Here is an 11804-nt window from a genome sequence, read left to right as displayed (position 1 = left end):
CCAGGTGAAGGGGGGACGCGCAGCGATGATCGGTCTGGCCTGCGCGATTCCGCTCGTGAGCCATGCCGCGACGCTGCCGATAGATGGCACCTATGGCAATCCAGCCGGCTGCACGCTCGCCAGGACCGGCAACTACGGCGAGGACGACAGCGCCCGGATCCTCAAGCCCGACGGTCTCGAGACCATGGTCACCGGCTGCAGCTTCACCACGGTGACGCCGATGCCGGGTGGTCGACACCACGTTGCCATGACCTGCGCCTCAGAGGGTTCGGGACCGGAGGACAATTATGAGGACAAAGCGGAAATCTCGGGAGACGCCGCCTCCGGCTACGTGGTTCATTTCGCCGACGGCACGGATTGGGAGGCGTTGAAGAAATGCTAGCGTCGCGCCCCACGCCCTCCCCGGCCGATGCCAGCTGGGCCGGGTACTTTTTTGTCGCGGCGCGGTTCGTCGCGGGCTACATCGCCGCCGTTGCGGCCGGGGCCATCGTATTTGCGGCGGTGGCGCATGTCGTTCCAGCCATGCCATTTCTGCCCGATCCGATTGAAGGCGATCCGCTTCTTTCGGTTGGGCAAACCGCCTTCATGTATTTCGTCCTCGGCCTCGTCTTCGGCATTCCCTACACGGTCGTCGGCGGCCTCGCTGTGAAGTTCTGGCTGCCATGGACCCCGCTGTCGTTCCTGGCCGTCGGCATGCTTTGTCCCGCCAGCGCCGTCCTTCTGGTGCTTTCGCTACTTGGCGGCGTCTCGGTCGACTGGAAAATGCTCGAGTTGCTGCTGGTCACCCTGCCCGCGGGCTTGGCGGCCGCTTACATCTTCGGCGCGGTCGGGTTCGGCCGCGGCTTTGGTCGATGGAGGACGGGATGACAGACCTTCCTCCGAGGGATGGCGTACCGGCCGCCCACCCGGCCTGGAAATATGCCCGGGTCGCCGCGCGACTGGTGTTGGGTTACGTCCTGGCAATCGGCGCCGGCTCGGTGGTTTTTGCGCTTCTCCTGCAACTGCCGCCGGACTTCGAAAATCCTCACCTTCCCCACAGCGCCACCACGACAGCGCAGCTGATGGTCGTCTGCTTCGTCCTGGGCGGGATATTCGGCCTGCCCTATACGATCCTCGGCTCGCTCGGCTTCTGGTTCCTGCTTCCCCGCCGGACGCCGATCTTCCTCGTCATCGGCGCCTTCTGTCCCCTCGCCGCGCTGCAAACCCTGGAGCTCTTCTCGGGCGGCACGCTTCGCTGGGAAATAACGGTCACCCTGCTCAGCATCCCCGCAGGCCTGATCGCCGCCTATTTCTACGGCGCCGTCGGCTTCGGCCAGGGCTTTGGCCGCTGGAGGTTCACATGATCTCAGTCCGCAAACTCCTCCAGCTCCGGCAGCAGCACCACGCTCTCCTGCTCGTTGGGATCCGTCCGCGCGATCACCGCGCTGCAACTTTCCGTCTTCGACCGGTTGACCGGCAGATGCGGCATGCCGGCCGGGATGTAGAACATGTCGCCGGCCTTGGTGATCACGCGGTGTTCGAGGTTCGGGCCGTAGAAGCACTCGACCTCGCCCGAGAGCACGAAAATCGCGGTTTCATGCCCGTCATGCATATGCGCCTTGGCGCGGCCGCCGGGCGGCACGGTGAGAAGCATCATGGCGATGCCCGTGGAGCCCGAATTCTCCTTGCAAATGCCTTCGAGATAGGAAAATCCCTGCTTGCCGTCATAGGGGATTGCCGGACGGATCAGCTTGCAATCGGGAAGCGGGGATGATGACATAGAAAGACCTCCAATCAATAAAAACAGGCGGATAACCGCCACCGGGAACGAGAATAATCGAACTGGATGAACATGTCGAAAACCAATGATACCGTCGTCGCCGCGAGCGATCTGGGACTCATATTCGAGACCAATGACGGGCCCGTGACCGCGCTGACATCAGTCAATCTCGATGTGAAGAAAGGCGATTTCGTCTCCTTCATCGGGCCGTCGGGCTGCGGCAAGACGACCTTCCTGCGCGTCATCGCCGACCTCGAAAAGCCGACCTCGGGCAAGATCTCCGTCAACGGCATGTCGCCGGAACAGGCCCGCCGCAGCCGCGCCTATGGTTATGTCTTCCAGGCCGCGGCACTCTATCCCTGGCGCACGATCGAGAAGAATATCGCGCTGCCGCTCGAGATCATGGGCATTTCCAGAAGCGAGCAGTCGGCCCGCATCGCCCGCGTTCTCGATCTCGTCAACCTCGCGGGCTTCGCCCAGAAATTTCCCTGGCAGCTTTCGGGCGGCATGCAGCAGCGCGCCTCGATCGCCCGGGCACTCGCCTTCGACGCCGACCTGCTCCTGATGGACGAGCCCTTCGGCGCGCTCGACGAGATCGTCCGCGACCATCTCAACGAGGAGCTTCTCAAGCTCTGGGAACGCACCAACAAGACCATCTGCTTCGTCACCCACTCGATCCCCGAGGCCGTCTATCTCTCGACCAAGATCGTGGTGATGAGCCCGCGGCCCGGCCGCGTCACCGACGTTATCGAATCCACTCTACCCCGTGAACGTCCGCTCGAAATCCGCGAGACGCCGGAGTTCCTGGAAATCGCCCATCGCGTCCGCGAGGGGCTGAGGGCGGGACATTCCTATGAAGTCTGATTTTTTCTCTTCTCCGAAAGATGCCTGCAGATCATGAGCGGAACATTCGTCCTATTCCTCGCCGGCGCTTCCGCCATCTTCATTGCCGCGGCCAGCGCCACGCGAGCCTATATCTCGTCGGACAATTGGCTTTGGGTGGCCCTGTCCTTGTTCCTCTATGCCGCCGGCAATATCGTCATGATCCGCATCATGCGTGAGGGCGGACTCGGGCTTGCGATCTCGATCTCCGCGATCGCCCAGCTCATTCTCGTCAACGTCATCGCCTTTGCGGTCTTCAACGAGCGTCTCACAAATGTCCAGTTGGGCGGCGTCGCGATCGGCATCGTCGCCATGGTGCTGATGATGTGGCCCGGAAAGGTGAGCGGCTGAGATGGAGCCTCACGTCACACAGGCGCATCTCGCCTCTTCCGCCGTCTCCGGACAGGAGGCCCAGTCATGAACGCGCTTCAGAGAAATCTCCTCGGCAGCGCTGGCATTCTCCTCATCGTCCACTCACTCATGCGTTTCGCGGTCGACACCAGTATCCCGTTTTTCTGGTGGCTGCGCCTCGTCCTCGTTGTCGTTGCCGCCTGCCTCCTGCTCCGCGTCGCCCTTGACGGGGACGAGCATTTGCGCGGTGAGAAGAAGGCGACGGCGCGGGACAAGGCAGTGCCAGTGCTCCTCATCACCGCACTCATAATCGTCATCTGGTACGTCGCCTCGGTGCTGCTCAACGCACCGTTCCAACGCGACCAGGACAAGCGCGATGGCGTCACCCCAACCACGTCCGAATTCATCATGAAGACCTGGTCGCAGCCAAAGCCCACCATGCCGGCGCCGCACCAGGTGGCGGAAGCGCTCTACAAGGGCGTCTTCACCGTCAAGGTCACCTCGGCGCGCAGCCTCGTCTATCACGCCTGGGTCACGCTCTCCTCGACCCTGCTCGGCTTTGCCATGGGCACCGCGCTCGGCGTCCTGATCGCGGTCGGCATCGTCCATGTTCCGGCGCTCGACAAGTCCTTCCTGCCCTGGATCATCGCCTCCCAGACCATCCCGATCCTCGCTATCGCGCCGATGATCGTCGTGGTGCTCGCGGCGGTGAACATAACCGGCATCCTGCCCAAGGCGCTGATATCGGCCTATCTCTCCTTCTTCCCTGTCGCCGTCGGCATGGTGAAGGGGCTGAGGTCACCCGAGGTCATGCATCTCGATCTCGTCCACACCTATAGCGCCACCCGCTGGCAGACCTTCTGGAAACTGCGCGTGCCGGCCTCGATCCCGTTCTTCTTCACGTCGATCAAGGTCGCCGTTGCCGCCAGCCTCGTCGGCGCCATCGTCGGCGAATTGCCGACCGGCGCCGTCGCCGGCATCGGCTCGAAGCTGCTGGCCGGCTCCTATTACAGCCAGACGATCGATGTCTGGGCGGCGCTGATCGCCGGCTCGGTCGTCGCGGTCCTCCTTGTCACGGTCGTCGACCTGGCCTCGAAGCTGGTCGCCAAGAGCATGGGGGCACGGCCGGAATGAACAGGATCAAACTCAACTGGCAGGCCGTGCTTGCCGCGCTCTTCCTGGTCGCAAGCCTCGGCTTCCTGCCGCTCACCTCGACAGCCCCTGGGACGATGACCAGTGTCGTGCTCGTTCTCGCTGCGGCAGCCATCATCACTTCCTGCCTGCCGATGCCCCGGTCCGTGACTGTCTGGTGCCTCGCCTTTCTGCCGCATGTGGGAGTCCTCGTGCTCATCCAGGCACTGGCCGGGGCCGAGGGAAGTGCTGGCTTCGCCTTCTACGCCATTCTCGCAAGCTGCTGGCTGATGGCCTGGCGCCTGGTCACGCTGCTTTCGGGCGATGGCCGCAAGCGCGGCTTTGTCGGCCAGGTCGTGGTGCCCGCGATCTTCGGCGTCTGGATCCTGATCATCTGGGAAGCGATCACGCGCGGCGCCGGCATCCCCTTCGTGCTGCTGCCGCCCCCCTCAGCTATCGGCGTGCGTATCGTCTCGTCGGTCCCGACGCTTGCTGCCGACTTCCAGCAGACCGTGCTCAAGGCGGTGCTATCAGGTTACATCATGGGCTGCGGCGCGGGCTTCCTCGTCGCCGTGCTGGCCGACCGCTTCCGTTTCCTCGCCAACGGCCTCCTGCCGATCGGCAACCTCGCCTCGGCCCTGCCGATGATCGGCGTGGCGCCGATCATGGTCATCTGGTTCGGCTTCAACTGGGAATCCAAGGCTGCCGTCGTCGTGGTGATGACCTTCTTCCCGATGCTGGTCAACACGATCGAGGGCCTCAAGACCGCGGGCCACATGGAGCGTGACCTGATGGCCACCTACCATGCCGGCCACTGGCAGACGCTGCTAAAGCTTCGCCTTCCGGCCGCCATGCCCTTCATCTTCAACGCCCTGAAGATCAACTCCACGCTGGCGCTGATCGGCGCGCTGGTGGCGGAATTCTTCGGCACGCCCATTGTCGGCATGGGCTTCAGAATCTCGACCGAAGTGGGTCGGATGAATCTCGACATGGTCTGGGCGGAAATCGCGCTTGCAGCCCTTGTCGGGTCGTTGTTCTATGGCGCTATCGCACTTCTCGAGCGCGCCACAACCTTCTGGCATCCGTCCTACCGCTCATGACGGGCGGATGTCTAACAACAGGGGAATAAAACCATGACAAAATCTCTGAAACTCACGCTCGCTCTTGCCATGTCGCTCATGGCCGGCTCGGCGCTCGCCGCCGACAAGGTGGTCCTGCAGCTGAAATGGGTGGCGCAGGCCCAGTTTGCCGGCTACTTCGTCGCCAAGGACAAGGGCTTCTACGAGGCTGAGGGCCTCGATGTCGAAATCAAGCCTGGCGGTCCTGACATCGCCCCCGAGCAGGTCATTGCCGGCGGCGGCGCCGACGTGATCGTCGACTGGGCCGGTGGCGCGCTTGCCGCCCGCGAAAAGGGCGTCGGCCTCGTCAATATCGCCCAGCCTTTCGCCAAGGCCGGCATGCAGCTCGTTTGCCCCAAGGACGGCCCGGTCAAGACCGAAGCCGACTTCAAGGGCCACACGCTCGGCGTCTGGTTCTTCGGCAATGAGTATCCATTCTACGCCTGGATGAACAAGCTCGGGCTGAAGACCGACGGCGGCGCCGACGGCGTCAACGTGCTCAAGCAGTCCTTCGACGTCCAGCCGCTGATCCAGAAGCAGGCCGACTGCATCTCGGTCATGACCTATAACGAATACTGGCAGCTGATCGACGCCGGCTACAAGCCGGAAGACCTGATCGTCTTCAACTATGCCGCCATGGGCAACGACCTCATGGAAGACGGCCTCTATGCCATGGAAGACAAGCTCAAGGACCCCGCCTTCAAGGAAAAGATGGTCAAGTTCGTCAAGGCATCGATGAAGGGCTGGGCCTATGCCAAGGACAACCCGGATGAAGCCGCCACCATCACCATGGACAACGGCGCCCAGGACGAAAACCACCAGAAGCGCATGATGGGCGAAGTTGCCAAGCTCCTCGGTGATGCCTCCGGCAAGCTCGACATGACCCTCTACGAGCGCACCGCCAAGGCCCTGCTCGACCAGAAGATCATCGCCAAGGCCCCGGAAGGCGCCTACACGACCGAGATCACGGACGCGGCGAGCAAGTAAGCAGCGCCATCACTGATCGCATTGAAGGCGGGCTGCGAGGCCCGCCTTTTGCGTTGGACTTCAGAAAACCCCTCACCAACTTCGGCCAAGGGTTCACTGACGTTCACCCGGCCTTCGTTCGCAAGCTCACCCTCTCCCACAAGGGGAGAGGTAGAGTGCCGCGCTTTCGGCCTTCGCTTGGGCGACGCGGCGCCGCGAGTCTACCTCTCCCCTTGTGGGAGAGGATAGCAAGTCCGCATGAGCCGTAGGCGAATGCTGGACGCGCTTGGTGAAGGGTGAAAACCCTTCCAACAATTTCGCGGCATTATTGATTGAATACAATCCACTAACCCCATTTTTCCCCGCCCCCTCCAGCCATGCGATAATCACTGCCGTCCCGCATCGGCTACCACGCATGGCGATGCGTCGAGGCGGGGCCGGTGTTGCTGGTGTGGGGAGACGAAGCAAAGCTCCATGCCGGGGCCCGTCGCAGAAAATGGTCCTCCTCAGGCCTGAAAAAGGGCCTGGCGTGCCTGTGAGGCATAGGAGGCATCGGATGCCAGGCGGGAGGTGATGGTCCCGCGGGCCCGACATGCCAGCGATGGATGGCGGGTTTCACATCGCGGGCGTGGAGGCTGAACAAGCGTCCCCGTTCCCAAGGCATCCGGTGACGCAGAGGGACCGGAGTTGCACGGGAAAAACCACCGAGCGGGGCACGGAGACGTGTCTTACCGGCTGCCGCGAGGCAGTCATTACTAACGTGGCACGGTTTCGTGCCCCGGCCGATCCTTCATGCGAAAGCGGGGGATCCGGAGACATGCATGGTCAAGCCACGGACGGAAACCCGCCGCGTGAACAAGGAGCTGTGTCTGGATGAAGCATCGTGAATTGTCCCTCACGCGCCAACAAAAAGAGCCCGGTGCTATCAGCACCGGGCCCCGTTTCATCTATCCCGAATTCGGCTTACTTCAGGCCGATTTCGAAGTAGCTGTACTTGCCGTCGTCACCCTTCTTCCACTCATACATGGTGTAGTCGGGACGGGTGATGTCGCCCTTGGAGTCGAAGCCGATGTCGCCGATAACGGTCTTGAACGGACCCTTGGCCTTGGCAGCTTCAGCAACCTTCATCGGATCGACGTCGCCAGCAGCCTTGGCTGCTTCGGCAATGATCTGAACGGCTGCATAGGAGTAGAGCGTGTAGGCTTCCGGCTCGAAGCCAGCGTCGCGGAACTTCTTGACCGCATCAGCTGCGTTCGGATTGTTACGCGGATCCGGCGGGAAGGTCATCAGGGTGCCGTTGACAGCGTCGCCAGCGATCGAGGCAAGCTCGTTCGAGGTGATGCCATCGCCCGACATCAGAGTAGCCTTAAGGCCCTGGTCGGCCATCTGGCGCATGATGAGGCCGGCTTCGGTGTGCAGACCGCCGAAGTAAACGACGGAGACGCCAGCGTCCTTCATCTTCGCGATGAGGGCCGAGTAGTCCTTTTCACCGGGGGTGATGCCTTCATAAACGACTTCGGTAACGCCGAGGCCATTCATTGCCTTCTTGGTTTCGTCGGCAAGGCCCTGACCATACGGGGTCTTGTCGTGAACGATAGCGACCTTGGCATCCTTGAACTTGTCGAAGATGTACTGGCCGGCAACAGCGCCCTGCTGGTCGTCACGACCGCAAGTACGGAACGTGTTCCAGAGGCCGCGCTCGGTGAAGTTCGGGTTGGTCGAAGCCGGCGTGATCTGGAAGATGCCGTTTTCAGCATAGACTTCCGAAGCCGGGATCGAAACGCCCGAGTTGAAGTGACCGACGACGAACTTCACGCCGTCACCAACGAACTTGTTGGCGACCGAAATGCCCTGCTTCGGGTCGGAGACGTCGTCGCCGAGGACGATCTTGACCTGCTCGCCGTTGATGCCGCCGGCAGCATTGATGTCTGCGGCAGCCTGTTCGGCACCCTTCTGCAGCTGAGCGCCGAAAGCAGCGTTCGGGCCGGTCAGCGGACCGGCAACACCGATCAGGATGTCTGCCCAGGCAGAACCGGCAAACGCAACCATGGCAGCGGCTGCCACGGCTGAGAGAAGCTTCTTCTTCATCGTTTTGTGACTCCCAAATTGAGGCGGGCTTGTTCCCTATGCTCCCCCGGTCCGCCCACCTGTTGGACCGAGGAGTATTTCCGTTGCTGTCTATCTGTTCACAGTGAGCGGAAACTTGTCAAACACTCTTTTTCTTCCATGAGAAAGGGCCCGACTTTTCATAGAGCCAATAGTATTTCTCGGACATTTGCTTGGTTCGAGTGTAGCGAAAACCAAGGATCGCGAAGACCATCAGCACCACCGTGTCGACAATATAGTACTGGAACGAGAACATGGTGCCGTTGAACAGCGCGTGATGCACGAAGCGGATCGCGATGCCGAGCAGCAGGATGTAGACCACGACGTGAGGCGCGATCTCGCCCCATCCGTCCGCGACACTCTTGCCGGTGCGCCAGGCGGTCCAGCCACCGATAAGAACCGTAATCATGACGAAAGCACCGAAACTCGGCTCTTCGTGGAGGATACCTTGCAGCATCTCATCGCTCCTTGACGCGGAAATCTATCGCTTTGCACCCGGGGCGCAAGGCTCTCCGTGAAATAATCTTAATGGTGGCCGCCTTCGAGATAGGCGGCTCGCACTTCCGGATTGGCGAGCAGTTCCTGGCCCGTACCCTTCATGGTCACGAGGCCGTTGACCATCACATAGCCGCGATGGGCAAGGCGGAGCGCTGCGAATGCATTCTGCTCGACGAGGAACACCGAGAGCCCCTCGGCCTTGTTGAGCCGGCCGATCGCCTCGAAGATCTGCTTGGAGATCAGCGGTGCCAGACCCAGTGACGGTTCGTCGAGGAGAAGCAGCTTCGGGCGGGCCATCAGCGCACGGCCGATCGATAGCATCTGCTGTTCACCGCCCGAAAGCGTGCCGCCCCTCTGCGCCTGACGTTCCTCGAGGCGCGGGAAGAGCTCGAAGATGCGCTTCACGTCCTCGTTGAAGTACTTCTGATTGTCGAGCGACGCACCCATCTGCAGATTTTCAAAGACGGTCATGCGCGGGAAGATGCGACGGCCCTCGGGCGACTGTGCGATGCGAAGTCGGGCGATCTCGTGCGTCGGCATGCGCGTGATATCGCGGCCCTGGAAGACGACGCTGCCGCTGCGCGCCTGCGGGCTGCCGCAGACCGTCATCATCAGTGTCGACTTGCCGGCACCGTTGGCGCCGATCAGCGTCGCGATCTCGCCTTCGGCCACTTCGATATCGACGCCGCCGAGCGCGCGGATGTTGCCGTAGTAGGTTTCTACATTCGTTACCTTGAGGAGAGGCTGGGACATCAGAGAATGCCTCCCACGATCTGCACCGCTTCTTCTTCGTCATCGACACCGAGATAGGCGGCGATAACCTTGGGGTCGTTCTTCACATGATCAGGCGAGCCATCGGAGATCTTCTGGCCATATTCAAGAACCACGATATGGTCGGAAATTTCCATGACCACGGACATATCGTGCTCGATGAGCAGGATCGATGTCCCGGTCTCCTTGCGGATGGCGCGGAGCAGGGTATTCAGCGCCTGTGACTCCCGTGGATTAAGGCCGGCGGCCGGTTCGTCGAGGCAGAGCATCTTCGGCCCCGTGCACATGGCGCGCGCAATCTCGAGACGCCGCTGTGCGCCGTACGGCAGATCGCCCGCCGGATCGTCGGCGCGGTCGATCAGATCGGCTTTCTCCAGCCAGAAGCGTGCGGTTTCGACCGCATCCTTCGCTTCCTTGGCATAGGGGCCGATACCGACCAGGCCGAGGACTGTAAAGCCCGAGGCCTTCATCAGCTTGTTGTGCTGGGCGACCAGCAGGTTTTCCAGCACGGTCATGCCCGAGAACAGGCGGATATTCTGGAACGTGCGGGCAACCTTGGCATGCGCCGTGATCTTGAAATCCGGCATCTGCTCGAGCTGAAAGGTCTTCTTGTCGCCTTCGAACCGGATCATCCCCATCGTCGGCTTGTAGAAGCCGGTGATGCAGTTGAAGACGGTCGTCTTGCCTGCGCCGTTCGGACCGATGAGAGCCGTGATATCGCCTTCATAAGCCTCGAAGGAGAGATCGTTGATGGCCATGAGACCACCGAACTTCATCGACAGGTGCTCCACCTGGAGCATGGGTGTTTTGCTCATTGTTCTTATCCCTCGACCCGTCAGCCGTGGCCTTCCTTGGTGAATGCACCCGATACGCTCTTGCGAGAGAACAGGAACGCGGTCGGTTCTCGGCTGCCCACGAAGCCGCGCGGTTTCCAGACCATGACGATCACCATGGCCGCACCGAAGATCAGCATGCGATAAAGTTCGGGCGTGAAGTTCTCACCGAAGATCTGCTTCAGGAATGACATTTCGCGCAGCAGCTCCGTGCCGCCTATCATGACGATCGCAGCGACCGCGATGCCGACGAGCGAGCCCATGCCGCCCAGGACGACGATGGCGAGGATGATCGCCGACTCGAGGAACACGAAGGATTCCGGCGAGACGAAGCCCTGGCGGACAGCGAAGAACGATCCGGCGAAACCCCCGAACATCGCGCCGATGGCGAAAGCCGTCAGCTTGGTGTTGGTGGTGTTGATGCCGAGCGAACGGCAGGCGATCTCGTCCTCACGCAGCGCTTCCCAGGCACGACCGACAGGCATGCGGCGAAGCCGGATGGTGACGAAGGCGGTCAGGAGGCAGAGCAGGAGGATGACGTAGAACAGGAAGATCTTGTAGTAGACCGAGGACATCGGCAGGCCGAAGGTCTGCGCGAAGCCGGTCGGCGATGGGTCGAACTTCATTCCGAACAGAGTGGCTTTGGGAATGCTCGAGATGCCGGCAACGCCGTTGGTGACTTCGCGCCAGTTCATGATTACCAGGCGGATGATTTCACCGAAGGCAAGCGTGACGATGGCAAGATAGTCGCCCTTGAGGCGCAGCACCGGAAAGCCCAGGATCACGCCCCAGAAGGCCGACAGAATGCCGGCAAGCGGCAGGAGCAGCCAGAAGGACAGGCCAAACTGCTGCGACAGCAGCGCGTAGGAATAGGCGCCCACCGCATAGAAGGCGACGTAACCGAGGTCGAGCAGGCCGGCTAGACCGACGACGATGTTGAGGCCCCAGGCCAGCATCACGTAGATCAGGATCTGGATGCCGAAGTTGTCGATATATTTCAGCGAGCCCTGAAGTCCGGCGAGCCACACGCAGAGAACCGGGTAGACGAACAGGAACGCGATGATAAGCGCGGTAAAGTTCTTTTTGACGAAGCTGGGTTCCCGGACGACCTGCGGTGCAGCAGCCTTGGCGGCTTTCTGCTGAGCAAAGTATGGCCGGATCACCGTGATCAGCAGGAAGCGAACCACCATCACCAGCACGACGACGAAGGCGAGCTTGAGCCAATGCGGAACGATGATCAGTTCGTTGCGGATGTTCTGCGTCGTTTCGAGGCCGATGAAGAAGAAGAACAGGCCGAAGGCGATGACGCCGGCGAAAATCGATTCGCGGATGGCGTAGGCGGTCAGGTTCTGATTGGCCGCCCCGGAGGTATTTTGATTGTTCTGCATT

At 61.5% G+C, this 11804-nt stretch carries 14 protein-coding genes; 8 read left to right on the top strand and 6 right to left on the bottom strand.

The genetic code is table 11. The features are described from left to right. Window positions 1–4 precede the first annotated feature (4 nt). From AC2YI2_RS23000 to AC2YI2_RS22990, 3 genes are read left to right on the top strand one after another with little or no spacing between them, the layout of a single operon-like run. Window positions 5–382 (top strand): hypothetical protein, encoded by a 378-nt coding sequence (locus AC2YI2_RS23000; protein ID WP_487388827.1) that lies wholly within the window; start codon window positions 5–7, stop codon window positions 380–382. Then, entirely contained in the window at window positions 376–867 is a 492-nt protein-coding gene (locus AC2YI2_RS22995) for a hypothetical protein (protein ID WP_487388826.1), read from the top strand. Before AC2YI2_RS23000 ends, AC2YI2_RS22995 begins: the two co-directional genes overlap by 7 nt. Next, window positions 864–1343, top strand: coding sequence for a hypothetical protein (locus AC2YI2_RS22990; RefSeq protein ID WP_487388825.1), 480 nt, complete (start codon window positions 864–866; stop codon window positions 1341–1343). Before AC2YI2_RS22995 ends, AC2YI2_RS22990 begins: the two co-directional genes overlap by 4 nt. A 2-nt stretch (window positions 1344–1345) precedes the next feature. Here AC2YI2_RS22990 and AC2YI2_RS22985 read toward each other — a convergent pair whose 3' ends face one another. Next, window positions 1346–1759, bottom strand: coding sequence for a cupin domain-containing protein (locus AC2YI2_RS22985; RefSeq protein ID WP_487388824.1), 414 nt, complete (start codon window positions 1757–1759; stop codon window positions 1346–1348). A 72-nt stretch (window positions 1760–1831) separates the two neighbouring features. Between AC2YI2_RS22985 and AC2YI2_RS22980 the strand changes: the two genes are divergently transcribed. From AC2YI2_RS22980 to AC2YI2_RS22960, 5 genes are all read left to right on the top strand, one after another. Beyond that, a complete protein-coding gene (locus tag AC2YI2_RS22980; RefSeq protein WP_487388823.1) occupies window positions 1832–2623 on the top strand; it encodes an ABC transporter ATP-binding protein in 792 nt (263 codons plus the stop codon). Window positions 2624–2656: 33 nt separating this feature from the next. Continuing rightward, window positions 2657–2992: a hypothetical protein gene (locus tag AC2YI2_RS22975; RefSeq protein WP_487388822.1), complete on the top strand. Its 336-nt coding sequence runs from the start codon at window positions 2657–2659 to the stop codon at window positions 2990–2992. Between the two features lie 66 nt (window positions 2993–3058). Then, on the top strand, window positions 3059–4126 hold the full coding sequence (locus AC2YI2_RS22970; RefSeq protein WP_487388821.1) for an ABC transporter permease: 1068 nt from the start codon (window positions 3059–3061) through the stop codon (window positions 4124–4126). Then, on the top strand, window positions 4123–5223 hold the full coding sequence (locus tag AC2YI2_RS22965) for an ABC transporter permease (protein ID WP_487388820.1): 1101 nt from the start codon (window positions 4123–4125) through the stop codon (window positions 5221–5223). The genes AC2YI2_RS22970 and AC2YI2_RS22965 overlap by 4 nt, the downstream gene beginning before the upstream one ends. A gap of 33 nt (window positions 5224–5256) precedes the next feature. Then, window positions 5257–6228 carry an ABC transporter substrate-binding protein gene (locus AC2YI2_RS22960; RefSeq protein WP_487388819.1) on the top strand — a complete coding sequence of 324 codons (972 nt, stop codon included), beginning with the start codon at window positions 5257–5259 and terminating at the stop codon, window positions 6226–6228. 942 nt (window positions 6229–7170) lie between these two features. Here AC2YI2_RS22960 and AC2YI2_RS22955 read toward each other — a convergent pair. The 5 genes from AC2YI2_RS22955 to livM all read right to left on the bottom strand — a co-directional run bounded on the left by AC2YI2_RS22955 (window position 7171) and on the right by livM (window position 11803). After that, window positions 7171–8295, bottom strand: coding sequence for a branched-chain amino acid ABC transporter substrate-binding protein (locus AC2YI2_RS22955; RefSeq protein ID WP_487388818.1), 1125 nt, complete (start codon window positions 8293–8295; stop codon window positions 7171–7173). 118 nt (window positions 8296–8413) lie between these two features. Then, a complete protein-coding gene (locus AC2YI2_RS22950) occupies window positions 8414–8767 on the bottom strand; it encodes a DUF6867 family protein (protein ID WP_487388885.1) in 354 nt (117 codons plus the stop codon). Between the two features lie 71 nt (window positions 8768–8838). After that, entirely contained in the window at window positions 8839–9564 is a 726-nt protein-coding gene (locus tag AC2YI2_RS22945; RefSeq protein WP_487388817.1) for an ABC transporter ATP-binding protein, read from the bottom strand. Continuing rightward, a complete protein-coding gene (locus AC2YI2_RS22940; protein WP_487388816.1) occupies window positions 9564–10397 on the bottom strand; it encodes an ABC transporter ATP-binding protein in 834 nt (277 codons plus the stop codon). Before AC2YI2_RS22940 ends, AC2YI2_RS22945 begins: the two co-directional genes overlap by 1 nt. A 20-nt stretch (window positions 10398–10417) precedes the next feature. After that, window positions 10418–11803: a high-affinity branched-chain amino acid ABC transporter permease LivM gene (livM, locus tag AC2YI2_RS22935; protein ID WP_487388815.1), complete on the bottom strand. Its 1386-nt coding sequence runs from the start codon at window positions 11801–11803 to the stop codon at window positions 10418–10420. Window position 11804 lies beyond the last annotated feature (1 nt).

The organism is Rhizobium sp. SRI_017 (assembly GCF_057586295.1).
The sequence above is the reverse complement of the archived record's forward strand: the minus strand, read 5'-3'. Positions and strand labels throughout refer to the sequence as shown.

What these genes read in the sequence shown, in the direction of transcription:
- AC2YI2_RS22995 (WP_487388826.1), top strand. Translation starts at nt 376, where the DNA reads ATGCTAGCGTCGCGCCCCACGCCCTCCCCGGCCGATGCCAGCTGGGCC.
- AC2YI2_RS22990 (WP_487388825.1), top strand. Translation starts at nt 864, where the DNA reads ATGACAGACCTTCCTCCGAGGGATGGCGTACCGGCCGCCCACCCGGCC.
- AC2YI2_RS22985 (WP_487388824.1), bottom strand. Translation starts at nt 1,759, where the DNA reads ATGTCATCATCCCCGCTTCCCGATTGCAAGCTGATCCGTCCGGCAATC.
- AC2YI2_RS22980 (WP_487388823.1), top strand. Translation starts at nt 1,832, where the DNA reads ATGTCGAAAACCAATGATACCGTCGTCGCCGCGAGCGATCTGGGACTC.
- AC2YI2_RS22975 (WP_487388822.1), top strand. Translation starts at nt 2,657, where the DNA reads ATGAGCGGAACATTCGTCCTATTCCTCGCCGGCGCTTCCGCCATCTTC.
- AC2YI2_RS22970 (WP_487388821.1), top strand. Translation starts at nt 3,059, where the DNA reads ATGAACGCGCTTCAGAGAAATCTCCTCGGCAGCGCTGGCATTCTCCTC.
- AC2YI2_RS22965 (WP_487388820.1), top strand. Translation starts at nt 4,123, where the DNA reads ATGAACAGGATCAAACTCAACTGGCAGGCCGTGCTTGCCGCGCTCTTC.
- AC2YI2_RS22960 (WP_487388819.1), top strand. Translation starts at nt 5,257, where the DNA reads ATGACAAAATCTCTGAAACTCACGCTCGCTCTTGCCATGTCGCTCATG.
- AC2YI2_RS22955 (WP_487388818.1), bottom strand. Translation starts at nt 8,295, where the DNA reads ATGAAGAAGAAGCTTCTCTCAGCCGTGGCAGCCGCTGCCATGGTTGCG.
- AC2YI2_RS22945 (WP_487388817.1), bottom strand. Translation starts at nt 9,564, where the DNA reads ATGTCCCAGCCTCTCCTCAAGGTAACGAATGTAGAAACCTACTACGGC.
- AC2YI2_RS22940 (WP_487388816.1), bottom strand. Translation starts at nt 10,397, where the DNA reads ATGAGCAAAACACCCATGCTCCAGGTGGAGCACCTGTCGATGAAGTTC.
- livM (WP_487388815.1), bottom strand. Translation starts at nt 11,803, where the DNA reads ATGCAGAACAATCAAAATACCTCCGGGGCGGCCAATCAGAACCTGACC.